Here is a 26,009-nt window from a genome sequence, read left to right as displayed (position 1 = left end):
ATGATGAAAACAACGCTCAAATACAACATCCCGGAAACACTGGCACAACGCAGCAAACTGCGCAAAGCAATTGATTCGTTTGTCAGCGAAAAGCAGCTTAGCCCTCCCCTGTCGATGGAACAGCTGTCGGACATGGCCACTCAGCTTTCCCAAAAACACGAGTTGGAGCCGGGCACACAAGGTTGGCTCATGGTTGAACTGAACAACTGCGTGTGGCGCGAAACGGTGGCATCCATTCCGTTTGAAAAGCGGATTCTGCTCTTACCCAAATGTTTGAGCAATTCGGCCAAGTGCAAAGCCGATGTTGACGAGTTTGGCTTGCTATGCAACCTATGCTCAAACTGCTCGATACCGGATTTGCAAGACAAAGCCGAAAGCCTGGGCATGATGAGCATTGTTGCCGAAGGATTCACCTCTGTAATATCGCTAATCGAAAATAAGGTTGTCGACACGGTAATCGGCGTGAGCTGCCTGCACTCGCTCGAAAAAGCTTTCCCGCTGCTGATCAACCACGCCGTTCCTGGCTTGGCAATCCCGCTAAACAACGATGGCTGTAAAGACACGACGGTCGACCTGGCGTACGTCAACCAGTTGATGAGTCTTCATTCCGAGAAAGAAAGCAACATGCTGGACTACAACCAGCTAAAACATACCCTGCACGAATGGTTTTCGAAAGATAACCTGCAACAGGTTTTATCACCGCTTAGCGATCCAACTTCATTGATTGCCCGGGAGTGGTTGTCGAACGACGGTAAACGCTGGCGCCCCTATCTTCTGGCGGCAAGTTACCTGGCGCTAAGCGGAGAAAAAGAAATCCCGAAAGAACTACAGCTGGCTGCTATCGCAATCGAATGTTTCCACAAGGCATCGCTTGTGCACGACGATATTGAAGATGACGATGATCTCCGCTACGGAAAGGAAACCGTAAACGCCGCCCACGGCGTCCCCATGGCCATCAATGTTGGCGACATGTACTTGGGCGAAGGCTACCGTTTGCTGGCACAATGCGGAAAAATGGAATTGATAAAAGTTGCCGCCGAGGCGCACCTTGCACTTTGCAAAGGTCAAGGCCTGGAGCTCGGATGGAGCAGGCACCCACGTCAATTCAACATGGATTTTGTTCTGGAAGTGTTTTGCAATAAAACGGTTCCGGCCTTTGATGTTTCGCTGATGATGGGCGTGATCTGCTCCAATAACGATTTGCATTTACGCCAGCAACTCAACGACTACTCTCGCGCCTTGGGCATTGCCTACCAGCTGCAGGATGACATCGAAGATTTTGAAACAGATGCTCCGCTGAGTACCCGTCCGTCAGCAGTTCTGGCGGCTATGTTTGAGCTGCATCCCGACGAAGATTTCATCAACGCACTGCTCTACTCCACCGACTTAAAGGCCTTTTTAGGCACAAAACAAAACACAGCGATTCTGAAAAGCGCGATCAACAAAGTGCAGGAACTGGTGGAAGCGTACCGGTTACAGGCAATACAAGCGTTGGAAGGAGTTAAAAATATCGAACTCAAACGCCTGCTGTTTCGGGTTACCAAAAAGATCTTAAAATAAGGATGAAGGAAACAATCTCCATACGGTTAGTCAATACGCTGGAAAAAGGTAAAGCGCATTTGTCGGAAGATGCACTCCGGCAGGTTCGTAGTTTCGTCAGTTCGCAAATGGCGGATGATTGTGCGTTCCGGAATAAAGGGGGAAAGTCGGACCTGTACTACACCGTATTCGGATGGATGTTGTGTTACGTTTTGGGGATCAAACTCGATTCTGGCAAAATGAAAAACTATCTCGCCAGGCAGAAACCCGATGAGTTCGACCTGATTCATTATGCGGCCTATATGCGCTGTTCCATCTTAGCCGATCTTTCTAAAAACGGCAAACTGATGACCTGGCTCGGCTCGCTCAAATCGAAAAAGACCAAAGATATTACTGAATTTTCGGGCATACCACACGACGACCCGAATTCACCATACACGCAATTTATTTGGCTTTCGCTATTGGAAGACACAGGAAACAAACCAACAAATCGGGCCGAAATCTTAGCCAATTTGAGTGATTATCAGCTTGAAAAAGGAGGCTTCAGAAATATGCCAAACGGCCTGGGAGCATCAACCAATGCGACGGTTGCAGCGCTATCGGTAAAAGGGCAGCTAGAAGGCTACAAACCGAACCGGGACGTGCAGTTTCTGAAAAACCTGCAACAAGAAAACGGAGGGTTCTTCGCTGCGTCTGCTTCTCCTGTTCCCGATTTGCTTTCGACAGCCACTGCGCTATTCATTTTGCAATGTTACAAAGAGAAGCCTCGCTACAGCGCCACTGAGTTTTTGGAAGCCCATTGGTTAGAAACCGGTGGTTTCTGCCCCACCCTGATTGATGAAACGAGTGATGTAGAATATACTTTTTACGGTCTTTTAGCACTGGGAACAATAGATTAGAATTTAAAAAGCAATGATAAACGATAAACAGATAGATGAGCTAATTGAAGTTTTGCAGAACAAACTGGCTGCAAATCGAATATCGGGAGATGGCAGCTGGAGAAGTACACTTTCTTCAAGCGCAATCTCGACATCTGTTTCTGCTTTCGCCTTATACCTGGCCGATTCGAAAAAGCATAAAGCACTGATTGAAAAAGGCCAGCAGTGGCTATTCAATACCATGCTACCGGATGGCTCCTGGGGCGACAGCCCCGAAAGCCCAACGAATATGACGGCAACCTTGCTTTCCTATGCTGCCTTGTTTGCTTCCGGCAGTCCGTCGGCAAAAACAAAAGTTTACCTCGAGCAAACATTAGGCGGCTCAACCGATCAGCAAATCATTGATGGCGTGCTCCGCTACTACGGAAAAGACCTGACTTTCTCTGCTCCCATTTTGGTGATGTGCGCACTGGCCGGCCTGATTCAAAGCTGGGAAAATATCCCGCAACTCCCCTTTGAGCTGTCAGTGCTGCCCCAACGTGTTTTCCGTTTTCTGCAGCTTCCGGTAGTCAGCTATGCGATTCCGGCACTCATTGCAGTTGGAATTCTGCGCCACAAAAAAGGTCGTAGAAACCTGCTTTCGCCCGTTCGCGATCAGTTTATCAACCGATCATTAACGAAATTGCAGCAGCTTCAACCCGAAAACGGTGGTTTTCTGGAAGCCGCTCCGCTGACCGCTTTTGTAGCCATCTGCTTATGTGGTGCCGGATACAGTCAACTCGCTTCAACTCAAAAGGCGATTAGCTTTTTAGTTGAAACAGTCCGCAAGGACGGATCGTGGCCCATTGACACCAACCTGGATTCGTGGGCAACCGTCTTAAGCATCCGGGCATTGGGCAATGATATTCAAAATAAACAGGCACTTGCCGATCAAATTAAACAGCGGGCTTTTACCTACAAACATCCATTTACAGGCGCCCACCCCGGAGGATGGGCCTGGACCAACCTTCCCGGCGCTGTTCCCGACGCCGACGACACAGCAGGTACTTTGGTGGCTCTGCATACCCTTTTAAACGGAGAACCATGCGCTGAAATTGAAAACGGTATCAACTGGTTGCTCGGTCTGCAAAATAGCGACGGTGGCATCCCGACCTTCTGCAAAGGCTGGGGCAAATTGCCCTTCGATGCCAGCAGCCCCGACATTACAGCGCACACCCTGCAGGCTATTCATTTATGGATTGACGTCCTTCCATCCGACCTTCGGGCAAAGTGCCGGAAACGGATGAAACGCATGCTGAAATGGATGCAGAAGACACAAACGAACGACGGTGCCTGGGTTCCGTTATGGTTTGGCGATCAAAATGCTTCGGATGAGAAAAACCCGGTTTACGGAACAGCTGTAGCCGTTGAATACCTGGCGGGAAATGACGATCCCGTTGCCAAAAAGATCGTGAGCAAAGGAATAGACTACCTTCGTTCAACCCAAAACAAAGATGGTGGTTGGGGAGGTGCCCCGCAGGTACCATCCAAAGTTACCACGACAGCCCGTGCGCTAAGTGCACTCGCCGTTCATGGCTGCTACAAGCATGAAAATACGGAAACCGGATACGGATTTCTATACAAAAAATACAAGCAAGCTGAACTGTTTCAGCCGGAACCGATCGGGCTTTATTTCTCCCGACTTTGGTATTCCGAGGAAATGTACAACATCACTTTTGCCTTAAATGCATTGCAAAAAATCAAAAATCAAAAAAAATAACCATGAAACACGCACTCATTTTAATTTCACTTTTAATGCCGCTTTTTTTGTCGGCGCAAACAAATATTCAATGGCGGGGAACTGACCGATCGGGGATCTATCACGAACAAGGCTTACTAACGCAATGGCCGGAAAGCGGTCCTGCTTTAAAATGGCATTTCGACGAGTTGGGCGAAGGCCATTCATCCGTAGCGATTGATGCGGATAAACTTTACCTCACCGGACTCAAGGGCGACAAAGGCTACCTATATGTCTTCGATTTGAACGGAAAACTGCTCAGTACCAAGGAATACGGACCAGAGTGGACCGAAAGCTACAACGGCCCACGTGGTACGGTAACCATCAATGATTCGAAAATCTACCTCACTTCGGGCTACGGCGTTTTGTATTGCTTGGATCAAAATACCCTGAACCTGGTTTGGAAGAAGGACTTTTTGAGCGAATTCAACGCCAGCAACATAAGCTGGGGAATTAACGAAGCACCGCTAATTGTTGACGATAAGGTAATTGCTACGCCCGGTGGATCAAAAGGCAACATCGTAGCCTTCAACAAAAATACCGGCGAACTAATCTGGACCTGCGCCGGTGAAGGCGATTTGTCAGCCTATTGCTCGCCTCAATACATCAGCGATCAGGAAGTGCCTCAAATTGTGACAATCACAGCTAATCACGTCATTGGAGTTGATGTGAAAACAGGTCAAAAATTGTGGTCAATTGAAAAAACAAACCGCTGGTCTGTCCATGCAAACACACCTGTTTACAGTAAAGGAATGCTCCTTTGCACCAGTGGCTACGGTGGCGGTTCAGTTATGCTCCGCTTAACCGATGGCGGCCGCCATGTGGAAAAGGTCTGGGAATCGACCGAACTTGATAATCGTTTGGGCTCCATGGTGAAGGTTGGCAACTATGTGTACGGTTCGGGCGACAAAAATCGCTACTGGTTTTGCGCCGATTGGAATACCGGTGAAATCAAGTACAAGCAAAATGGTTATGCCATGGGTAACATCATTGCTGACGAAGGAATGCTTTACTGCTACACCGACCGTGGCAATATGTTGTTGGCCAAAGCAACGCCTGAAAAATTCGATGTGGTCAGCAAATTTCCAATCACAATGGGCACGGCACAGCATTGGGCTCACCCGGTATTGTACAAAGGACTTCTGCTGGTGCGCCACGGCAATTCGCTGATGGCCTACCAGGTAAAATAATTTTTAGCCAGACGAAGCATGAAAAGATTGATGGGATTGAAAACAGATTAAAAATAGATTGATGGGATCGAAAGCAGATTAGTGGTAGACTGATCAATCCCTTCAATCCTTCAATCCGAAACCTATTGAGAATGTCTTGCTAAAAATTGCACGAGTATTATTGATAAAGAACAAAGAATCTGTGAACGAAAAACGAATCATAAAAGCAATCACCTACCTGAGCATTCTGGTCTTTGCAGGCGCAATCGTAGGATGGCACTTGCATAGCCCACGCCGGGATTTCGAAGTGCTGGCTCCGGGTGCTGACAACCGCCCCGAAGGCTTAGCACGCAATGCGGACGATGTAAAGATTGGTGAATTCTTTATGCGCTATAACGAAGAGAGTTCTACTCGAACCGGGCAATGGAACAGCTTCCGCGGGGAAAACTCGACCAATATTGTTACAACACCGGAAAAGCTGAATATTGGAGACTCGGATTTTCCCGTAATATGGACCGTTGAAACTGGTGAAGGACATGCTTCTCCGGTGATCTATAACGGGAAAGTTTACTTTCTGGACTATGACGAAAAACTCAGTTCCGACGCTTTACGGTGCTTCTCGCTGGAAACAGGACTGGAACTTTGGCGTCGCTGGTACCGCGTTCCAATCAAACGAAACCACGGTTTCTCAAGAACCATCCCGGCCATTGGCGACGACTATATTGTTACAATCGGGCCAAACGGCCACGTCATGTGCTGCGACCCGAATACCGGCGATCTGAAATGGACGGTGGATATGCAGAAACAGTATAAATCGGAAATTCCATTCTGGTACACCGGGCAATGTCCGTTGGTTGATAACCATACGCTGATTTTGGCTCCTGCCGGAGATGAAGTGCTGCTAACCGCCCTGGATTGCTCCACCGGCGAGGTTTTGTGGACAACCCCGAACACCGTCAACTATAAAATGTCGCACTCGTCGGTCATGAAAATGAAGCTGAACGGGAAAGCAACCTATGTTTACGCGGGGGTCGGTGGTATCTGCGGCATTTCGGCCGATCAGGCAGACGCGGGCAAATTGCTATGGGATGTCAACAAATGGCAACCATCGGTAATCGCGCCATCTCCGGTACAAGTTTCGAGAAACCAATTCTTCATGGTTGCTGGCTATGGTACCGGCGGGGCGATGATCCAGGTCAGCCAATCCGGTGGAACATGGACAGCAAACGTTTTGGACGCCTACAAGCCAAATGCGGGAATTGCCAGCGAACAGCAAACACCGGTATTTTACAACAATATGCTGATCTGTGTAATGCCCAAAGATGGAGGGGCTCTCCGCAATAAACTGGTCTGCTACTCGCCCAACGACTTGCACACGCCGCTCTGGAGCTCAGCTGCCGAGGATCGGTTTAGACTGGGGCCATACCTGATCATCAACGACAAGCTTTTCGCCCTCAAGGACGATGGCGAACTCTATGTCTATGAAATTCAGAAGCAAGCTTTGAATCTTTTGAAAAAGCAACGCATCATGGATGGCGTGGACGCCTGGGGACCGATGGCTTATGCCGACGGCATGCTCATACTCCGCGATGCTCATTCAGTAAAATGCATAAAAATCAGCTAGGTTATGGGAAAAACGATTAAGCTTATCATCAACATCCTTATTTTCATTGTCGTTATTGGCTTTATTGGCTACATGGTCAGCTCGGTTAATAAAGATGAAAAATCACCTGCGACGACCGTGGTTCAGGAGGCTTTTGTAAGCCCGATGGAAAAAGTTAAAACATTCGATTTTCCGTTTGAAATCGAACATTTTGTGCTGAGTGAAAAACAAATTTTCCTCACCGACAGCCAAACTGTCTATGTTTATCGGGCCAATGGAGAAACCTTAAACTCGTTCCCGATAAAGTCGGGCATGCGGGATATCGAAGTCGCCGATGACAAGCTCTACGTTCTGTACCCAACCTTTATTGATGTTTATTCAACCAACGGCGACTCGGTTAATCATTGGGAAGCTTGCAGCGACCGCTCCGATTACTGCGCGATGGCCCTGACCAACGACTTTGTATTTGTTACCGATGCACAAAACAAAAACATCTGCAAATACACCCGCGAGGGCAACTTCGTGAAGTTCATCGCAAGTCCGCACAACTTTATCATCCCGAGTTATTCCTTCGATATTTTCAACCATAACGATACCATCTACGCTGTCAATTCCGGACGACATCTGATTGAATCCTATACGACTGACGGAGACTTCATCGCATCCTTTGGTGGCTCCGGAACCGAATCCGGATTCTTTGCCGGCTGCTGCAACCCGGCCCATATTCAGATTGATCGGAACGGCCAATTTTTCACGTCAGAAAAGGGTAATCCCCGGATTAGCACTTTTAAAAAAAACGGGCAGTTTGACCAGGTATTGCTGAACAACCAGCTGCTTGGTGGCGGCTACGATGCTTACGAGATTGGAATTGATGCCAACAGGCTTTTTGTTGCGGGAAAAAACCACATCGACATCTATGCTTTTAAGAATTAGAAAATCAGCGAACAAATGAAACCAGATAAAAAAAACCAAAAGATATCACGCAAAGAGTTCCTCCAAATCGGTGGTTCGGTGATTGCCGGGGGAACCATTCTCGGCCTCTCAGGCGTCACGCTTTGGAAAAACTATAAGCACAAAACCAACCCGATCAGCCAATCAGTAGCCGGCCTGGAATCTGTTTCCGAAGAATTCCGGTCACCTTATAAACTGGTCTCTTCATTCAGCATACCCGACAAGCTTGATAGCTTCGAATTACTGGGCGACCGCATAGTTGTTTCAACAGCCAACAAGGTATTTATCTACAGCGCAACGGGAACATTGGAACACCAATTTGAAATTGGCCAAAACCTTCGCGACATGGCGGTTGCCAACAACGAAATCTACCTGCTGTTTCCTTCCCGCTTTGAAGTGTACAACGCACAAGGTGATCTGGTCCGCAACTGGGAAGCCGGCAACGAAAATGCCGACTATTGCTCGATGGCGGTAGGCGGAAATGCTGTTTTTGCAACCGATGCTGCCAACAAAAATATGTGCAAGTACACAACCGACGGCAAACTTGATCGCATCGTTCAAAGCCCGAACCGATTTATCATTCCCAGCTATTCCTTTGGGATAACTTATGCCGATGGCCTGGTTTATTGCTCGAACCCGGGGCGCCACCAGGTTGAAAAATACACCGCCGATGGAGAATACCTGGGCGCCTTTGGGCAGGCAGGCGGGGCTGTGGGAAATTTCGGCGGATGCTGCAATCCGGTTCACCTCAGCTATACTTCAACCGGTGAAATCATCACTTCAGAAAAAGGCAACCCGCGAATCAGCTGCTACAGCAAAGACGGGAAATTTCAAAACCAACTGCTCGACAGCAAAACGCTTGGTGGAGGCCATATTGCCTACCGCGTGAAAGTTGCCGGCGACAAACTATTTGTAGCAGGAAAAAACCTGGTTTCAACCTTTCAATACGACAAATCAATGGCCGCAAAAACGGCCTGCTCGACCTGTGGAATTGATTGCCCGTTGAGAGAAGGAACATTAATTTAAAAGAGCCATGAACGGAAAAAACAATCCTAAGAAAAGCCCAATCGAACGCCGGAAGTTCCTGCAAATGCTTGGCACTGCCGCTGCCGGAGGTTCCATCCTTTTAGTGGCCGGCGGACTGGCAAGCCGAATAAACCGTGCCGAGGCAGGTCTGTACTGGCAAATCGATCCGGCCAAATGCACCCAGTGTGGTCGTTGCGAAACGCATTGCGTGTTGAATGTGTCGGCTGTAAAATGTATCCATGCCAACCGGGTTTGCGGCTACTGCGACCTGTGTGGCGGCTACTACCGCTCTAACGTAAAAGAACTGAATACAGCTGCCGAAAACCTGCTATGTCCGACAGGCGCCATCCAACGTAAATTTGTGGAAGATCCTTATTTTGAATATACCATCGATGAGAGCTTGTGCAATGGTTGCGCCAAATGTGTGAAAGGCTGCACCTCCTTCGGAAACGGATCGCTGTACCTGCAAATTAAACGCGACCTGTGCCTGGACTGTAACGAATGTAAAATTGCCCTGGTGTGCCCTGCTGATGCCATTAGCCGCGTCCCCCTTGATGTGGCCTACAAACTGAAAGACGAATAATGAAGAAGATCCTTTTCACCCTAACTTCTCTGCTGCTGCAACTAGCAGCCTTTGCTCAAAACAGGTTTCCAAAGCCTGATTTTGAATCCGGCTACCAATACCCGGATATCCAATATGCAGTTCCCAACGAGTCGCTTTGGCTGGTTGTCGACATCCTGTTACTTGTTGCTCTCATGAGCTTTGTTTCCTGGGCCGTCATCCGCAAGCAAACGCGAAAACCGATCATCTGGGTTTCGGTGATTTCCGTTGCCTACTTTGGATTCTTCCGCAGCGGTTGTGTCTGCAGCATTGGTTCAATCCAAAATGTTGCGCTATCGCTAGCCGATTCAAGCTATATTCTGCCCATCTCGGTCTTGCTCTTTTTCATCCTGCCAATTGCTTTTGCATTTCTGTTTGGTCGGGTATTTTGTGCTGGCGTTTGCCCGTTTGGAGCCTTGCAGGAACTGGTCAACATTAAAAACTACAAGCTCTCCAAGTCGCTGACTTCAGCTCTGAGCGTCATCCCCTGGATTTACCTGATCTTTGCAGTTTTGTATGCCGTAACGCGCAGTACATTCATCATCTGCCGATTCGATCCGTTTATTGGCATCTTCCGGCAAGGCGGCGATTTTGGGCTGATTGTATTCGGTGTTTTGTTGTTGATCACTTCCATTTTTACAGGGCGCCCATTCTGCCGTTTCCTCTGTCCTTACGGAGCCTTGCTCAGCCTCTTTTCGCGTGTTTCGATCTGGAAAGTAAAAATCACCAAAAAGCAATGTATCAATTGCGAACTGTGCCACAATGCCTGCCCGGTTGATGCGATTAAACCGCCGCATGAGAATAAGGTGAAAGAAAATCGCTTGCTGGGTGTGAAACGCCTGATCAACTACGCTGTCGTTCTGCCGGTATTGGTCATCACCGGAGCCTTGCTGATGCGCTATGCAAGCAATGATCTGAGCCGCGCTCACAAAGATGTCCGTTTACACGATATGGTCATGCTTCAGGAAGCCGCACCTCAAAATAGCCTTTCACTCGAACTGGAAGCCTTTTACGGACAGGGTAGAACAGTTGCCGAGCTTACTGAAAAAGTTGAAAAAATTCAGGCCGACTACAGACTTTATTCAACCATCGCCGGTGGATTCATTGGCCTGGTTATCGGAATCACCTTGATTGGCTTATCAACCAAGCGCACCCGAAAAGAGTACGAGATTGAACATGCCGACTGTGTAGCCTGTGGAAAGTGCTTTGGCTACTGCCCTCAAAATAAACTTGAAATAAAAACCGGAACGCTAACGCTATGAAGAAAGCAATCTACAGAAATATAGCTATCGTATCAGCCCTATTCGTTGTCACCTTTGCAATTATGCTGATCACAAACTACTTTCAGGTAAGGCAGTCCGCTCCGTTGCAGACCGAGATCGTTGAAAGCCTGAAAGAACTCAATATCCAGAACTCGGGGAATACGGAACTGCAAGAGCAAATTCGCCAACTGGATTTAATGGCTCGCAAAGCTTATTTTGTCAGCATGGATCACCTCATGACCGGCGTCTATATCTTGCTGGGAATGCTGCTGGTGTTCCTCATTTCGGCCCGAATGTATTTTGCAAACTACCGTAACATCCCTTCAAAAGATCTCGACCCGATTGACGAATGGGCCATTAAAACCCAGGCCCGGAAATATGTCGGATTCGCGGCTGCCGGAGTTGCAGCGCTGGCCTTGTTGTTTGTTGTTATGAGCACGCCATTCCTGGTCAACAACTCGGTGGCGAATGGCAATGAGCAGACTGAAGAAACTGTAGCTACCAACGAAGTCGCCGAAGCAGTGCCGGAAGCAATAACTACCTATAAATCAGAAACACCGGTAACGGAAGTTACAGAAGAAGCTTCGGTAGTTGAGGACGAAATTGCCCCGGAAACAAAAGCGGAGGAACCAACCGAAAAAGAGCCCGTTGCTACAGCAGAGACAACTGAAGTAGCTAAAAAGGCCGAACCGGAAGCAAAGCCAACAACACCCACGGTTGCTGTAAATACCGTTAACTCGAATGCTTTCCGCGGGAATAACTCAAGTGGTCTTTCGGCGGCTAAAAATGTTCCGGCAAAATGGGATTTAGCAGCCGGAACAAACATCGCCTGGAAAAAGCCCATCCCCATGAAAGGGAAAAATTCGCCGGTGGTCAACGGCAATAAAGTCTTTTTTACCGGTGCCGACCAGACAAGCCGGGTGCTGTACTGTTACGATCTGACCAGCGGCGAAGCATTGTGGAGCATGAAAGCTGCAAACATTCCCGGATCGCCGGCACAGGTACCAAAAACAACCGACGACACGGGCTTGGCTGCACCAACAGTCGCCACCAACGGCAAGCAGGTCTGTGCCATTTTTGGAACCGGCGATCTGATATGCACTGACATGAACGGCAAACAGCTCTGGGCGAAAAACCTCGGCGTGCCCGACAATCACTATGGCTATGCTTCGTCGTTAATCACCTACATGAACCTTTTGATTGTACAGTGGGATAATCAAAACGACTCGAAAATTATAGCACTCGATCTCGCCAGCGGTGACGAAAAATGGACAACGACCCGAAAAGAACGCATAACATGGAGCTCCCCGATTATTGCACAAGTGCACAGTAAGCCGCAGTTGGTACTCATGGGCAATCCGGCCATTGCGGCTTACAACCCCGAAAACGGCGAACAACTATGGCGCGTTGAATGTCTTTCCGGAGAGGTCGGAGCAAGTGCCTGTAGCTCGAACGGAATCATCTACGGAGCAAGCGAATATGCCACTCTGTCGGCAATAAATGGTACAGATGGATCCATCGTATGGCAGGCCAGCGACTTTTTGCCGGAAGTGTCCAGCCCGGTCGCCACCAAAACGAATGTCTACGTAGCCACCAGCTATGGCGTTGTAGCCTCCTACGATGCCCAAACAGGTGAGCTCGAAAAAGAACAGGAACTCGATGGCGAATTCTATTCGTCACCAATCATTGCCGAAGGTAAAATCTACCTGTTCAACACCGATGGTACCATGCACATTTTCTCTGCCGACAAAGATTTCGAGCTTCTGGATTCTTTTGAAACCGGGGAACGAACTTATGCGACACCCGCGTTCACCAACGGCAGGATTGTCGTACGAACCGACGAAAGTATTTACTGTGTAACAACCGATTAACATGAGTTGTAATTGCGAAAATAACGGACAACAAACGCTTGATCAGACAATTGCCAAAGTCGATGCAATTATCGGGCGGATTGGAACTGAGCGGAACGTCATTATTCCGCTGCTGCAAGCTTTGCAGGAAGAGTTTAGCTACCTGCCCGGCGATGCCATTGAGCGCATCTACGAAAAAACGGAGATCGACCGGGCTCAGCTGATCAGCGTTTCAACCTTTTACTCCCAGTTCAGGCATATCCCCTATGGCAAGCACCTGATTAAAGTGTGTACCGGTACGGCCTGCCACGTAAAAGGGGCAACAAACGTCTACGATTCGTTTCGGCGCGAGCTGAAAATGGATCACGACAACATTACGACCAACGACCAGCTTTTTTCGATTGAAAAAGTAGCTTGCCTGGGATGCTGCACCCTGGCGCCTGTTGTTCAGATTGATGAAAAAATCTACGGCCATGTTCTTCCGGGCAAGGTAAACGAAGTGATTGACGAATTTCTGGAGCAGGAAATACAACAGCAAAAGGCAACAGTCAAGAAAACAAAATCCCGGGTTCCCGGCGAAATTCGGTTGGGCATGGGCTCCTGTTGCCAGGCCAGCGGTTCATCCGACATCTACAAAGAGTTGCACAAAACTTCCGACGAGCTGGGGATCGATGTTACCATCAAATCGGTTGGCTGTGTGGGTGTGTGCAACAAAGTTCCCCTAATTGATGTGGTGGATGAAAAAGGCGAAATCACACGGTATCCGAATGTGAAGCCTGAAGAGATTAAAGAAATTCTGCACTACCACTTCAAACCGGGAAGTCTTTTAAAACGACTGAAAAACAACCTCTTCAACCGGGTCGACACCTACCACACCGACCTGACCTGGAACAACGTGATTTGGAAACCGGAGAATGAACGAACAGGCGTAATCAACAGCTTTCTTTCGGAACAAATCCACATTGCCACCGAAGGATACGGCTACCTGGCGCCATTGAACCTCGAAGAATATATGGGCCACGGTGGTTTCAACGCTTTAAAGAAAGTAGTTTCGGAATACCGTCCCAACGAAGTCGTAAAAACCGTTCTCGAAAGCGGACTTCGTGGCCGAGGCGGCGGTGGATTTCCAACCGGTAAAAAATGGGAAATGGTGGCAACATCAACCAGCCCCGAGAAGTATGTCATCTGCAACGGCGACGAAGGTGACCCCGGTGCCTTTATGGATCGCATGATTCTGGAATCGTACCCTTTCCGGGTGATCGAAGGCATGCTCATTGCCGGCTATGCAACCGGAGCCAACAAAGGCGTATTCTACATTCGGGCCGAATATCCGCTGGCTGTGAAACGCATCAGAGCAGCGCTTGAGTTTTGCCGGGAGAAGAACTTACTGGGCAAAAATATCGCCGGCACTAACTTCTCGTTCGACATTGAAATTTTCGAGGGCGCCGGAGCATTCGTGTGCGGTGAAGAAACCGCCCTGATTGCCTCCATCGAGGGAGAACGGGGCTTTCCAAAACAGCGGCCTCCCTACCCGGCAGTTGCCGGCCTCAACGGTTTACCAACACTGGTCAATAACGTGGAAACACTGAGTCAGCTTTCTTTTATCATCAACAAAGGCCTGAATAAATATTTGAAAATCGGAACCGACAACAGCAAGGGAACCAAAGTTTTCGCACTGGCCGGAAAAATCAAAAACGGAGGTCTGATTGAAGTGCCCATGGGCATCACGCTCAACCAGATCATCGAGGATATTGGTGGCGGTGTTGAAGGCGGCGAAAAGCTGAAAGCCGTTCAAATTGGCGGTCCTTCCGGAGGTTGTATCCCGGCAAACCTCTGCGATGTGCAGGTCGATTTCGACGCCTTCAACCAAATGGGCGCCATGATGGGATCGGGAGGTTTAGTGGTGCTAAGCGAAAAAGACTGCATGGTGGATATGGCCCGCTATTTCCTGAGTTTCACTTGCGAGCAATCGTGTGGTAAGTGTACCTTCTGCCGGGTTGGAATCCGGCGAATGCTCGACATTCTGGACCGCCTCTGCTCGGGCAATGCCGTGATGGAAGACATTGATAAGCTGGAAGAACTGGCCATCAATGTAAAAAAATCATCGCTGTGCGGTTTGGGCAAAACAGCCCCGAACCCGGTTTTAACAACCTTAAAATATTTCCGGAGCGAATACGAGGAACACGTACAGGGACTTTGCAAAACGGGCACCTGCAAAGACCTGATTCAATATGTTGTGACCGACGATTGCATTGGTTGTACCAAGTGTGCAAAAGCCTGCCCGGTTGATGCCATTCCCTACACACCTTACGAAGTTCACCGTATTAATACCGAAACCTGCGTTAAATGCGGCCTTTGTATTGACGAGTGTGCCTTCGATGCGATTAAAAAAGTTCCGATAAAGGATACCGTCGCCAGCGAATAACAGGCGCCATCAACGGTAGCTTCAATTTAAATTGAAAACGAAATATAGAACGATGCAAATACTTATAAATGGCAAAACAGTAACCGCACAGGAGGGCGAAACGATTCTGAAAATCGCCGAGCGAATTGGCTACTCCATTCCCACGCTTTGTTATGCCGATGGCGCAAAGCACAAATCGTCGTGCATGGTTTGCGCGGTCAAAAACACACAAAATGGTCAAATTATTCCGTCCTGCTCAACTGTTGCAACCGACGGGATGCAGCTTGACACCGAAAGCGATGAAATTCAACAAATCCGCCTGATGTCGCTGGAACTCTTACTAAGCGACCACCGGGCCGACTGCGAAGCTCCTTGCTCCATGGTTTGCCCCAAAGGCCTGGATGTAGAACGAATGTTGTCATTTTACGACGCTGAAGATTACCAGGCAGCTTATGACGTTATCGCCGGCGCATTTCAGCTCCCCGAAGTGGGCTGCGACAGCTGCAAAGCTCCCTGCGAAAAAGCATGCCGCCGCGGTACCGTTGACGAACCGGTAGCCATCCGTAAAATCATCCACGAAGTAGTCGATCTGTTCGCAGACAAAACCGACCTTGGTGGAAAAGATAAGTTCAACATCGACAAGAAGTTATTTCAATCCAAACTCGGCCGGTTCTCCGATGACGAAAAAGAACGCCTGAAAGAAACAGTGACGACCAAATCGAGCTGTTTGCACTGCGCCTGTTCCGGTAAATCAGACTGTAAACTTCGCGAGTATTCATCGGCAGCAGGGATAAAACGCACGCGCTACGGGCTTTCCTCAACACTTCCGGTTATGCAAAAAGAACACGTGACCGGAAATCTATGGTTCGAACAAGCCAAATGCGTACGATGCGGGCTTTGTGTTTACAACAGCACCAACGGCTTCACCTTTAAAGACCGCGGTTTTGGAATGCAGGTCGTTATCCCGACCGAAAACAAAGGAAACGTGTCCGAGAAACTGGCCCAACTTTGTCCAAGCGGAGCGCTTTATTTCAGCACAAAAACACCCGTTGAAAAATGATTGTCCGAATATTCGCCATATTGAAAAAATTGAAATCCATCCCGGTCACGCTCATCGCGTTCATGGCTTTAACAGTGATGATGGCGAGTTGTACGGGCTCAACCTCAAACCACGAAAAATCAGGAAATATGGATTGGAAACTGTTTCGGGGGAACGCAGGCCTTAGCGGATATTCATCTCAACAGCTGCCCGAAAATCCGGTCCTTCTATGGTCCTACAATGGTGGTGCCCGCACCGTGTCATCGCCTGTTATCGACAATGGGACAACCTACTGGTGCGACAAGCGCGGCCTTATCAAAGGGGTTGATTTGAGCGGAAAGTTGACCTTCGAATACAAGCTGAATACCGCTGTTGAAGCAACGCCGATGATTCATGATTCAATCCTGTACATTGGCCGGATTGATGGTAAAATGACGGCTCTGTCGCTCGCCTCCAAAGATACAATCTGGAACTACGAAACAATGGGCCAGATTTCGGCATCGCCTAATTTGGGCGATTTTCAGCAACAACAAGTCATCGTCTTTGGCAGCTACGACAACAACTTCTACTGCATCGACAGCCACAGCGGCAAAGCAATTAACCAATTTGAGTCGGGCTATTACATTAATGGTGCAGCGGTCTTGTGGAAAAGCAGTGTCCTCTTTGGTGGGTGCGACTCCTGGCTGCGGGTGATTGATTGCCAAACAGGAATGCCAACCGACTCACTTATGCTGGATGCCTATATTCCCGCATCACCAGCCGTCATGGGCAATTTTTGCTATGTCAGCGATTACACAGGCAACATTTACGAAATTGAATTGGAAAACGGAAAAATCAGCCGCAGCAGAAAGATGGTTACCGCAAGTTCCGACAACGGCTCCATGGTTTCGGTACCGGCCCTCGACCCGGAAAACCTGTACTACCTGGCCGACGAACAATACCTATGCTCTGTTGACCGGAGAAAAGGAACCCAAAACTGGAAATTTTTACTGAAAGGCAACACAGGCGAAAGTTCTCCGCTTGTGTGTAACGACAAAATAATTGTGTGCACAAAATCAGGGATTATCTCCATCCACGAGTCTGCCACCGGCAACCAGCTTTGGGAATACGACACCGGAGAACAAATTGTGGGATCGCCGGCAGTTATCGACGGACACTTTATGATTTTGACAGCAAAAGGCACGCTCTTTTGCTTTGGTGAAAAAAATTAGCGAACAAACAAAAAGCAAAACAAGATGGCATTACTCGAACTATCGAACATACAAAAAAACTTCCGGGACGGCGAAAACAGGATCAACCATGTCCTTCGCGGCGTCGACCTTCAAGTTGAAGCCGGTGATTTTGTGGCAATCAAAGGAGCCTCCGGTTCCGGAAAAACAACCTTGCTGTCTGTTTTGGGAACCTTGCTACCTCCCGATTCAGGAAGCTATCGTTTAGCTGAAAAGGAAGTAACAGCCTCAACGGTCGACCTTGCGGTGCTTCGAAATCAACAAATTGGATTCGTCTTTCAGGATCACCGCCTGATGCCGCAATACACCGCCCTCGAGAATATTTTGTTGCCGGTACTCGCCCATAAAAATCACACAAACTCGGACGAGGAAGAATATGCCAAAAAGCTCTTACAAATCACCCAGATAGAAGAAATCGCCAATCAATATCCACAAACCCTGTCGGGCGGAGAAGCCAGCCGCGTTGCTGTTTGCCGCGCACTGATTATGAAACCGCTCCTGCTGCTGGCCGATGAGCCAACCGGCCAGCTGGATCGGGAAAACGCACAGAATATTGCCAAACTACTGTCTGAAGTCAACAAAACGCTGAACACCACCATTCTGATGGTTACTCACTCCGATGAAACTTCAGCGGCTGCCAAACGGGTTCTCACTTTAAAAGAAGGGAGACTATCGTGAACGATCGTACGCTGGCACATAAAAACATCCTGCACTATGCCCGCTACTATAAGCTGGCAGCGGTCGCGATCCTGATAGCCGTCATGGTGATTGGGGGAAGTTTGCTGACCGGGAACTCCGTTCGCAGTACACTTGTCAACCGGGTAAACGAGCGCCTGGGCAACACCGAAACGGTCATTTTCCCGCAGAGCAGCTTCCTGGCAGAAGAGTTTGCCTCCAGTCCGGTATTTGGATCATCTGCCCGGGGCATTTTGCTCACCAATGGTTTTTTATCAGTTTCCGGACGTCTGGTTCCCGTTACGGTTTGGGGTGTTGACGATATGAACATTGCCGCCGGAAGCGCAAAAATAAACCCGGCATTGAGTCAGGAAATCGGCGCCAATTTGCCCGGCGACCTTGTCCTTCGCCTGCCTGCTTCGGGACTGATTCCCCGCGGTTCTTTATTTGTGAGCGAAAGCTACACAACCAGCCTAAGACTTTCTTTTGATGGAATTGTCAGTTCCGAAGAAGGCGGTAATATCAGCCTGAAAAATGAACAAATCATTCCTTTCAACCTCTTTATCAACCGCGCTGACCTGGCCGAAGCGATGGAAACTGAAGGTAAAATCAACCTTATCCTGACGGATCAAAAAATGACCGAAAACGAATTAAACGAAAGCTGGAATCCCTCGGTTTCCGGATTGAAAGTAAGCGCTCATGATGGATTTACCGAAATCAGCTCGGATCGGGTATTCCTGCCCGAAAATGTGGTGAAGGATATCTGCGAAAATAATGTGCATACAAACCGCCTTTTCTCCTACCTGGCCAATTCCATTCGAAAAACGGACGAGTCCATCCCCTACTCGTTTGTAACAGCTATGGATTCCTATTCGGAAGAACATTTAAAAAGCGACGAAATTATTCTTTCCGACTATTCTGCCAAACGACTGAATGCTCAGATGGGCGATTCAGTATGGATCAGCTACTACACCGCAACAGCATTGAAAAATTTAAAGGAAGACTCTTTAAAACTGAGTGTGCGTAAAATCGTCCCCATCGCTGAATTACAGGCTGACAGTACACTTAGCGCTGATTTTCCTGGATTGTCGAATGTTGATCGATGCACCGAGTGGGACGCCGATCTTCCGATCAACATGGATCTGATCAGCAAAGAAGATGAAGATTACTGGGCAACTTACCGCAGCACGCCAAAAGCAATTATCTCGTACCAGGCTATTGCCGACAAATGGAAAAACGCCTACGGTGCAGCAACAGCTGTTCGAATTGAAAACGGCCAGCCAGACCTCTCAAAAATAACGGCAGAAGAATTTGGCATTCAACTCATCTATCCGCGTGAAGCCGGTCTGTACGCTGCTAGAAACGGTGTGGACTTTTCAAGCCTTTTTCTTTCGCTGGGATTCTTCATTATCCTTTCAGCTATGCTCCTGTTAATCATCCCGTTCTCGGAAATGATTTACCAGCGCCGCCACGAAATTGCCCTGCTGAAAGCAATCGGCTACCCGCGAAAGCGAATCGTTCGTATCCTGTGGACCGAGTCAGCTCCCGTGATTGTCATTTCGGCTATTGGCGGCGTTGTTGCCGGCTTCCTGTATACCGCACTGGTGATGTGGCTGCTCGGCAATGTTTGGCAAGGTGCCACCCACACCGAAGGCTTTGGCGTTTACCTGAATCTGCAAACCATCCTGATTGGTCTGTTCGTCGGTCTATTGCTGTCATTTGGGCTCATCCACCGGGTAATTATCCGCAGCCTCCGGGAGCGAAAACAGCTTAAGCCAGTTACTTCTCGCAAAAGATTGAAAACCGGGGCTATCACTGCAAGCATCCTGTCAATCATCCTACTACTGATTAACATCATCGTACTCCAATCTGTTGCAGTGTTCATGGTCATTGGTGTTATTTTGATTGGCACTTTCGCACTGTGGGGCAATTTTTTACTGGCCACTATGGGAAATTCATGCTCCACAAAACTCAGTACGGATAAACTTAAATGGAAAACGATTCAGGCCAATAAGAAACAAGCCGTACTGGCTTTTTTCTCGCTAGCCATGGGTATCTTCATTGTTTTCTCTGTTGGCCTTAACCGACAAGACTTTTCCGATCACTCCAAAATATTAAACGGAACCGGCGGTTACTCACTATGGTGCGAAAGCAGTGTTCCTGTTTACTACGACATGAACAGCCCTGAGGGAAAGGCAAAATTGCGGTTGACAGACCTTCCTGCCAACACTGAAGTTCTGCAATGTTTACGACATCAGGCCGATGAAGCCAGCTGCCTGAACCTGAATAAAGTCAGTACGCCTACTGTTTTAGCTGTGGACATGGCTCAACTCGAGGCCAGCCATTTTAAAATTCAAAAAAGTTTGAATGATTGGAACCGGGAACAACTTTTTGCCCGAATGAAAACCGCAGCCGACACCGTATATCCGGCTCTGGTTGACGCCACGGTGCTGCAATGGAGCCTGGTAAAAAGTATTGGCGACACGCTGCACTACCAAGCTGATAACGGGAAGGACATTGCCGTTCAAATAGTCGGCACAATTGCCAATTCCGTTTTCCAGGGAAATATTCTGATGGATCGCAACCTGTTCTCTGAAATTTGGAAAGCGAATTCGGGCAGCGAAGTATTCCTCGTCAAAACAAGCGACGAGCAAGTGCAATCGACCAAAAAACTGCTCACTCAAGCCCTGAACGAATATGGCGTGATTGTAACAAGCACGAACGACCGTTTGCGACAGTTCAACTCGGTAACCGACACCTATCTGAGCATTTTCATGACCTTAGGCGGGCTCGGACTGCTGCTCGGAATCGTGGCCTTTATCATTGTCATTCGGAAAAACCTAACGACTCGCGAGTCTGAAATCAAGTTGTATTTCACGCTCGGCTTCAACTCTGCTAAAATCGGTCAACTGCTTTATCGTGAGAACTTGCTGGTTCCGGTTTATGCGCTGGTGGCCGGCATCGTTGGCTCATTGGTAGCAGTCGCTCCCAACATACCGGTCGTCAGCCTTGAAGTATGGCTAATGGCGCTGATCCTAAGCCTCTTCTTTTTAATTTGTATCGTTCTGTTTGTTAAAAAAGTCGTGCTGCGCGAAGTCAGCACAATTGAACGGCAAACCGATCATCTTGATAAAAACCCGTAAAACTGAAAACGAACGATGAAGGTTCTTTTTATCATACCCGGTGCCGGCGATCAGTTTTATTGCGGCAATTGTTTCCGCGATAACCTGTATGCCTCGGCCTTGCGCAAAGCTGGACACGATGTGGTGATTACGCCGCTTTACCTGCCGCTAAAACATGCCTCTTTTCAATCAGACAGTCCGCTGTTCTTTCCGGCAACAACTTACTATCTGGCGCATAAGTTTTTTCGAAAAAGCAAGATGCCCGCTTGGATGGAACAGCTCACCGGCTCTGACTTCATGCTGAATTACGCAGCCTCCAAATCGGGAACAACCACCCCGAAAGGATTGGAAGAGTTGACTCTATCCATGATAACCGGTGAAGACCCCGTCTTTATCACTGAAATAAACAAAATGATCGAATGGATCGGGACAAGCGAGAAGCCCGATATCATCCACCTGTCCAGCTCGTTGCTAATCGGCATTGCGAAGTTTCTGCGCACACAGCTTCAGGTTCCCATCGTGTGCTCACTTCAGGATGAAGAAGTGTGGATTGACAAGATGGAAGAACGTTATGCAAACCGGGCCTGGCAGCAAATCGATAATGCAACACAGTTTGTCGACAAGCTGATAACAACCAGCGACTATTACAGAGCTATTGCCCAAAAGAAGCTTTCCGGCAACCGCAAGATCGAGCTTGTGTACCCCGGATTTGACGAAGAAAAATATCCCAACCCGGCAAGTCCGAAAGTTCCGGTTATTGGTTTTTTCTACCGAATGTGCGAGAAAAGCGGCCTACACATCCTGGTCGACGCATTTCTGAAATTGAAAGAACAAAATACAATTCCCGATCTTAAACTAAAAGTCGGCGGAGGCTTCAACGATCTGGACAAGAAGTTTTTGAACGAACTCAAAAGCAAGCTTCGGCCTTACCATGACGACGTGGACTTTCAAGAGACTTACAATATCGACCTGCACCGGGAGTTCTATCAATCAATTTCTGTGCTTTCCGTTCCGTTAACCTTCGATGAAGGCATCGGCCTCTATTTGTGTGAAGCATTTGCTGCCGGGGTTCCCGTTGTTGAACCGGCGACCGGATCGATCCCCGAAATTGTGGCCGATGCCGGCATTCTCTATCAACCGAACACGGCCGATGCTTTAGCCAAAGCGCTCGAGCAGGCATTTAGCGATTCCTCCTCCTTCAACGAATTGAGAAACAAAGCCATCCTTCTTGGAAAAGAAAGGTACAACGCCTCGGTGATGGTTGACAAACTTCTGGATGTATATAAAAACTGTATAAACAACTAAAACACAACAAAAAACACCAAAATGAAAAAACACAACAACAGAAAACTCCGTTATTGGACCTTGCTGGCATTTGCGGCAATGGCGATGAATTTGAATGGGCAAGATCAACAGGGCTGGCGCGGCCCAAACCGAGATGGCATTTATCCCGAAACCGGGCTGCTGAAAGAGTGGCCAGCCGAAGGCCCCAAGCAACTATGGGAAACCGACGATGCCGGGAAAGGCTATTCATCGCCGGTTATCGCCAACGGACACATCTACATCACGGGTATGAACGAGGAGGAGAACAAGGAGATCTTCTCGGCCTATACGATGGATGGACAAAAGCAATACACAATTGTTTACGGAACGCCATGGCTCAAGTCGTATCCCGAAACGCGCACAACACCAACTATTGTCGGCACCATGGCTTATGTCGTTTCAGGAACTGGCGAAGTGGTCTGTATTGATACCGAATCGGGAGACATTGCCTGGGCGATTGACGGCTCCGCAAAATTTGGCGTAAAAACCGGCATCTGGGGCATTTCGGAATCACCGCTGGTGTTCGACAATAAAGTGATCTTCTCGCCGGGCGGTGATCAAACCGCCATGGTGGCCCTCGATGCCCAAACAGGTGAAACAGTATGGAAAACGGAAGCTTTCGGGGAAATATGCAACTATGCTTCTCCGCTGCTAATCGAGTATAAGGGCAAAAAACAGATTGTTGCTTTAACCGGCAAGCGAGTGATGGGGGTAAATCCGGATGACGGAAAAGTGATGTGGAGCTTTGACGATTTCGGGCATAATGCAGAAGAACACGGCTGGGAGAAAATATCGCCCAACACGCCGCTTTTTAAAGACGGTAAAATCTTTGTCTGCAACGGATATGATATGAACTCGTTCATGCTTCAACTAAACGACGATCTGGCGGGCGTTGAGCTGCTTTGGAGAAACGATGATCTGGACACCCATCTCGGTGGCTTTGTTTTAGTCGACGGAACGATCTACGGCTCCAACTGGCTCAACAACAGCAAAGGAAATTGGGTTGCCGTTGACTGGATGACCGGCGAGACAAAATACAATACCGACTGGGGAAGCGGCAAAAGCAAAGGATCCATCATAGCAGCCGACAACATGTTGTATTGCTACGATGAAAAACGAGGTTACGTCGGACTGGTAAAAGCTAGTCCCGAAGCATTCGACGTGGTTAGTCAATTCGCCATCAAAAAAGGACAAGGCCCCCATTGGGCTCATCCGGTGATTAACGATGGCGTGTTGTATGTTCGCCACGGCACTGCGTTGATGGCCTACCTGATTAAGTAAACCAACTAAAGCTGGCCTTTTCGTGATCAGTAGCTTATTTTCCGCTTTGGCAGTGCCAAAGCGGAAAGATTTGAATATTTAACGTATTTTTCCGGATCAAAAAAATTAATATCAAGCGGTATACCAATGAAATTTCTCCATCAATTTAATACAGGCAAAATTATTTTGGTAAGCTTCATTAGTGCAGTTTTCATTAGCTACCCAAACATTTCGTTCCTGCCATGGGAACTCAGCTATATGGATGAGGCGGCCAAACTGAAACACATCATTTTTTTCGTTTTCCGCTATCTGTTTTTCAGCTTGTTGGCTTTCATTCTTCTAAAGGTGAATCTTCGAAAAGTCGACTCACTAAATTTCAGCAAACGCCTACTGTTCAATTCTTTAATTTGCGGTATTGCCTACGGAATTTATGCTTTGATCTCCCTTTCAACCTGCACAAAAGCCGATTGCTTCGGAAGTATTTTGCTATTTCAGTTTGTTGTGGCCTGTATCTTATTTTCATTGTTCGGTCATGTTTATCAGCTGTATGCCGTGCAACGCAAAAAAGAACAGGAAATTGAACAGTTGAAAATTGAAAATCTGCAAAGCCGTTGCGATGCCCTGGCCAACCAGATTAATCCGCATTTTTTCTTCAACTCGCTGAATAGTCTGACCGCATTAATCCGCAAGAAGGATGATGAAATAACCCTGGCCTTCGTCAGTAAATTATCCGATGTTTTCCGATACATTCTTCAAAGTGAAAAGAAAAGTCTGGTGAGCCTCGGAGAGGAACTAAAATTCGTTGAAGCCTTCCGGTACATGCTTGAAATCCGGTTCGCCAACAAACTGCTATTCAACATTCGGGTTCCCGAAGACAAACGACATCTGAAACTACCGGCCTTGTCGTTGCTGCCCTTAGTGGATAACATTGTGGTTCACAACGTGATTGATAGTGAAAATAAAATGCAGATTGAAATCGAGCTAAACGAAAATGACGAACTGCTGATCTCGAACCCCATATTTCCAAAGATTACAGCTCCGGTAACGAACGGCACAGGCCTTAAAAATCTGGAGAACCGTTTTCATCTGTTAATGAACAAACAGATCCGCATTCTCCAATCGGAGAAACTATTCACCGTAATTTTACCGTTAAAGCCATAAGATGAAAGTTTTAATTGTAGAAGACGAAACCGTTGCTTTTGAAAACCTCTCGGCAATCATCACCGCGATCGATCCAACAATTCAGGTAATCGGCAATACCGAAAGCATCCGCCAAACTGTGCATTGGATGCAGCATAACCAAAAGCCCGACCTGATCTTCATGGACATTCACCTCTCGGACGGTTCTGCCTTTGCCATATTCGATGCCATTGAGATTGAGACTCCCGTAATTTTCACCACGGCCTACGACGAGCACGCCATTGAGGCTTTTAAAGTCAATAGCATCGACTATCTGCTGAAACCTATAAAACCGGAAGAACTGGAACGAGCACTGCATAAATTTCGGAAATGGACCTCGGGCGAGCTGGCCACACACCTGTCGAATCTCGCCGATTTGTCGCCCCGCTCGGGCTTCACCGACAAAATACTGGTTCCGTGGAAGGACCAATTAAAACCGGTTAATGTGCACGACATCGCCTTTTTCTATACCAGCGAAAAAAACACCTCCATCCACTTGAAGAGCGGGCAGAGCTACCCCTATGCGAAAGCACTGGAACAAATCATCAGTACCCTGAACCCGTCGGATTTTATCCGGGCCAACAAGCAATTTATTGTTGCGCGCGACAGTGTAACCAACATTACGGTTTGGTTTGACAACCGGCTATTGGTGACTCTCGACGTGGATGCACCGGAACGTATATTTATCAGTAAGAATAAAGCGTCGGAGTTTAAAGCCTGGCTTGTGAACAAGCGACCGAATGATTCGGCCCAATAAGGAATACAGAAGGATTACAGGATGAAAAAAGGCCCTAAAGATTTTAGAAGGAAAGCGAAACCGGAAAACGACTTGAGCCGATTAGCCCGGTAGAAAAAAGACTTTCTCCCCACCTGTTTTTTCAACAGGCAGGGAGAAAATGAAATTACTTTTTTGACTCTTCCAGAGAAACCTGACGGAATTCTTTCAACAGCTTAGTCAATTCTAAACTTGATTTGCGGGCACGAGTACCAGCAGCTTTGTTTCCGTTTGCTAACTGAGCATTTGAGTTTTCTTGAAAAGACGCAATTTCAGCACCGATTTTTTCTAAAAGTTCTTTCATAACGTAATTTGCTTAATTTTAAGTTCCTTCAAAAATAGAATTT

General features: G+C 48.0%; 20 protein-coding genes. 19 read left to right on the top strand and 1 reads right to left on the bottom strand.

What is annotated here, in order from left to right:
* The 19 genes from C8N47_RS11355 (at nt 1) to C8N47_RS11265 (ending at nt 25,644) form a co-directional block, all read left to right on the top strand.
* Nucleotides 1–1,560: a polyprenyl synthetase family protein gene (locus tag C8N47_RS11355; RefSeq protein ID WP_211316118.1), complete on the top strand. Its 1,560-nt coding sequence runs from the start codon at nt 1–3 to the stop codon at nt 1,558–1,560.
* A gap of 2 nt (nt 1,561–1,562) precedes the next feature.
* Nucleotides 1,563–2,438, top strand: a complete 876-nt coding sequence (locus C8N47_RS11350) for a prenyltransferase/squalene oxidase repeat-containing protein (protein WP_107822671.1) — start codon at nt 1,563–1,565, stop codon at nt 2,436–2,438.
* A gap of 13 nt (nt 2,439–2,451) precedes the next feature.
* Nucleotides 2,452–4,176, top strand: a complete 1,725-nt coding sequence (locus C8N47_RS11345; RefSeq protein WP_211316117.1) for a prenyltransferase/squalene oxidase repeat-containing protein — start codon at nt 2,452–2,454, stop codon at nt 4,174–4,176.
* A 2-nt stretch (nt 4,177–4,178) separates the two neighbouring features.
* Complete coding sequence (locus C8N47_RS11340) at nt 4,179–5,384, top strand: PQQ-binding-like beta-propeller repeat protein (RefSeq protein WP_107822670.1); 1,206 nt, start codon at nt 4,179–4,181, stop codon at nt 5,382–5,384.
* A 181-nt stretch (nt 5,385–5,565) separates the two neighbouring features.
* The gene (locus C8N47_RS11335) at nt 5,566–6,987 is read left to right on the top strand and encodes an outer membrane protein assembly factor BamB family protein (protein ID WP_107822694.1); all 1,422 of its coding nucleotides are present in this window, start codon (nt 5,566–5,568) and stop codon (nt 6,985–6,987) included.
* Nucleotides 6,988–6,990: 3 nt separating this feature from the next.
* Entirely contained in the window at nt 6,991–7,899 is a 909-nt protein-coding gene (locus C8N47_RS11330) for an NHL repeat-containing protein (protein WP_107822669.1), read from the top strand.
* Nucleotides 7,900–7,914: 15 nt separating this feature from the next.
* Nucleotides 7,915–8,943, top strand: a complete 1,029-nt coding sequence (locus C8N47_RS11325; RefSeq protein WP_107822668.1) for an NHL repeat-containing protein — start codon at nt 7,915–7,917, stop codon at nt 8,941–8,943.
* A gap of 7 nt (nt 8,944–8,950) precedes the next feature.
* The gene (locus C8N47_RS11320) at nt 8,951–9,526 is read left to right on the top strand and encodes a 4Fe-4S dicluster domain-containing protein (RefSeq protein ID WP_107822667.1); all 576 of its coding nucleotides are present in this window, start codon (nt 8,951–8,953) and stop codon (nt 9,524–9,526) included.
* Nucleotides 9,526–10,806 carry a 4Fe-4S binding protein gene (locus C8N47_RS11315; RefSeq protein ID WP_107822666.1) on the top strand — a complete coding sequence of 427 codons (1,281 nt, stop codon included), beginning with the start codon at nt 9,526–9,528 and terminating at the stop codon, nt 10,804–10,806. The genes C8N47_RS11320 and C8N47_RS11315 overlap by 1 nt, the downstream gene beginning before the upstream one ends.
* Nucleotides 10,803–12,677 carry an outer membrane protein assembly factor BamB family protein gene (locus C8N47_RS11310; protein WP_107822665.1) on the top strand — a complete coding sequence of 625 codons (1,875 nt, stop codon included), beginning with the start codon at nt 10,803–10,805 and terminating at the stop codon, nt 12,675–12,677. The genes C8N47_RS11315 and C8N47_RS11310 overlap by 4 nt, the downstream gene beginning before the upstream one ends.
* A gap of 1 nt (nt 12,678) precedes the next feature.
* Entirely contained in the window at nt 12,679–15,081 is a 2,403-nt protein-coding gene (locus C8N47_RS11305; RefSeq protein ID WP_107822664.1) for an NAD(P)H-dependent oxidoreductase subunit E, read from the top strand.
* Between the two features lie 52 nt (nt 15,082–15,133).
* On the top strand, nt 15,134–16,120 hold the full coding sequence (locus tag C8N47_RS11300; RefSeq protein WP_107822663.1) for a 2Fe-2S iron-sulfur cluster-binding protein: 987 nt from the start codon (nt 15,134–15,136) through the stop codon (nt 16,118–16,120).
* 20 nt (nt 16,121–16,140) lie between these two features.
* Nucleotides 16,141–17,310, top strand: a complete 1,170-nt coding sequence (locus C8N47_RS11295; protein ID WP_211316116.1) for an outer membrane protein assembly factor BamB family protein — start codon at nt 16,141–16,143, stop codon at nt 17,308–17,310.
* A 24-nt stretch (nt 17,311–17,334) separates the two neighbouring features.
* Complete coding sequence (locus C8N47_RS11290) at nt 17,335–18,006, top strand: ABC transporter ATP-binding protein (protein ID WP_107822662.1); 672 nt, start codon at nt 17,335–17,337, stop codon at nt 18,004–18,006.
* Complete coding sequence (locus C8N47_RS11285) at nt 18,003–21,146, top strand: ABC transporter permease (RefSeq protein WP_107822661.1); 3,144 nt, start codon at nt 18,003–18,005, stop codon at nt 21,144–21,146. The genes C8N47_RS11290 and C8N47_RS11285 overlap by 4 nt, the downstream gene beginning before the upstream one ends.
* Before the next feature lie 15 nt (nt 21,147–21,161).
* Complete coding sequence (locus C8N47_RS11280; protein ID WP_107822660.1) at nt 21,162–22,430, top strand: glycosyltransferase family 4 protein; 1,269 nt, start codon at nt 21,162–21,164, stop codon at nt 22,428–22,430.
* Between the two features lie 21 nt (nt 22,431–22,451).
* Nucleotides 22,452–23,729 (top strand): PQQ-binding-like beta-propeller repeat protein, encoded by a 1,278-nt coding sequence (locus tag C8N47_RS11275; RefSeq protein ID WP_107822659.1) that lies wholly within the window; start codon nt 22,452–22,454, stop codon nt 23,727–23,729.
* 126 nt (nt 23,730–23,855) lie between these two features.
* Nucleotides 23,856–24,869 carry a sensor histidine kinase gene (locus C8N47_RS11270; protein ID WP_107822658.1) on the top strand — a complete coding sequence of 338 codons (1,014 nt, stop codon included), beginning with the start codon at nt 23,856–23,858 and terminating at the stop codon, nt 24,867–24,869.
* A 1-nt stretch (nt 24,870) separates the two neighbouring features.
* On the top strand, nt 24,871–25,644 hold the full coding sequence (locus C8N47_RS11265) for a LytR/AlgR family response regulator transcription factor (protein ID WP_107822657.1): 774 nt from the start codon (nt 24,871–24,873) through the stop codon (nt 25,642–25,644).
* A gap of 145 nt (nt 25,645–25,789) precedes the next feature.
* Here the strand turns inward: C8N47_RS11265 and C8N47_RS11260 are convergent, their stop codons facing one another.
* Nucleotides 25,790–25,966: a histone H1 gene (locus C8N47_RS11260; protein WP_107822656.1), complete on the bottom strand. Its 177-nt coding sequence runs from the start codon at nt 25,964–25,966 to the stop codon at nt 25,790–25,792.
* Nucleotides 25,967–26,009 lie beyond the last annotated feature (43 nt).

This window comes from Mangrovibacterium marinum (assembly GCF_003046625.1).
Taxonomy (GTDB): domain Bacteria; phylum Bacteroidota; class Bacteroidia; order Bacteroidales; family Prolixibacteraceae; genus Mangrovibacterium; species Mangrovibacterium marinum.
The sequence above is the reverse complement of the archived record's forward strand: the minus strand, read 5'-3'. Positions and strand labels throughout refer to the sequence as shown.

Coding starts and splice junctions, on each gene's coding strand:
- C8N47_RS11355 (WP_211316118.1), top strand. CDS start 1: ATGATGAAAACAACGCTCAAATACAACATCCCGGAAACACTGGCACAA.
- C8N47_RS11350 (WP_107822671.1), top strand. CDS start 1,563: ATGAAGGAAACAATCTCCATACGGTTAGTCAATACGCTGGAAAAAGGT.
- C8N47_RS11345 (WP_211316117.1), top strand. CDS start 2,452: ATGATAAACGATAAACAGATAGATGAGCTAATTGAAGTTTTGCAGAAC.
- C8N47_RS11340 (WP_107822670.1), top strand. CDS start 4,179: ATGAAACACGCACTCATTTTAATTTCACTTTTAATGCCGCTTTTTTTG.
- C8N47_RS11330 (WP_107822669.1), top strand. CDS start 6,991: ATGGGAAAAACGATTAAGCTTATCATCAACATCCTTATTTTCATTGTC.
- C8N47_RS11325 (WP_107822668.1), top strand. CDS start 7,915: ATGAAACCAGATAAAAAAAACCAAAAGATATCACGCAAAGAGTTCCTC.
- C8N47_RS11320 (WP_107822667.1), top strand. CDS start 8,951: ATGAACGGAAAAAACAATCCTAAGAAAAGCCCAATCGAACGCCGGAAG.
- C8N47_RS11315 (WP_107822666.1), top strand. CDS start 9,526: ATGAAGAAGATCCTTTTCACCCTAACTTCTCTGCTGCTGCAACTAGCA.
- C8N47_RS11310 (WP_107822665.1), top strand. CDS start 10,803: ATGAAGAAAGCAATCTACAGAAATATAGCTATCGTATCAGCCCTATTC.
- C8N47_RS11305 (WP_107822664.1), top strand. CDS start 12,679: ATGAGTTGTAATTGCGAAAATAACGGACAACAAACGCTTGATCAGACA.
- C8N47_RS11300 (WP_107822663.1), top strand. CDS start 15,134: ATGCAAATACTTATAAATGGCAAAACAGTAACCGCACAGGAGGGCGAA.
- C8N47_RS11290 (WP_107822662.1), top strand. CDS start 17,335: ATGGCATTACTCGAACTATCGAACATACAAAAAAACTTCCGGGACGGC.
- C8N47_RS11280 (WP_107822660.1), top strand. CDS start 21,162: ATGAAGGTTCTTTTTATCATACCCGGTGCCGGCGATCAGTTTTATTGC.
- C8N47_RS11275 (WP_107822659.1), top strand. CDS start 22,452: ATGAAAAAACACAACAACAGAAAACTCCGTTATTGGACCTTGCTGGCA.
- C8N47_RS11270 (WP_107822658.1), top strand. CDS start 23,856: ATGAAATTTCTCCATCAATTTAATACAGGCAAAATTATTTTGGTAAGC.
- C8N47_RS11265 (WP_107822657.1), top strand. CDS start 24,871: ATGAAAGTTTTAATTGTAGAAGACGAAACCGTTGCTTTTGAAAACCTC.
- C8N47_RS11260 (WP_107822656.1), bottom strand. CDS start 25,966: ATGAAAGAACTTTTAGAAAAAATCGGTGCTGAAATTGCGTCTTTTCAA.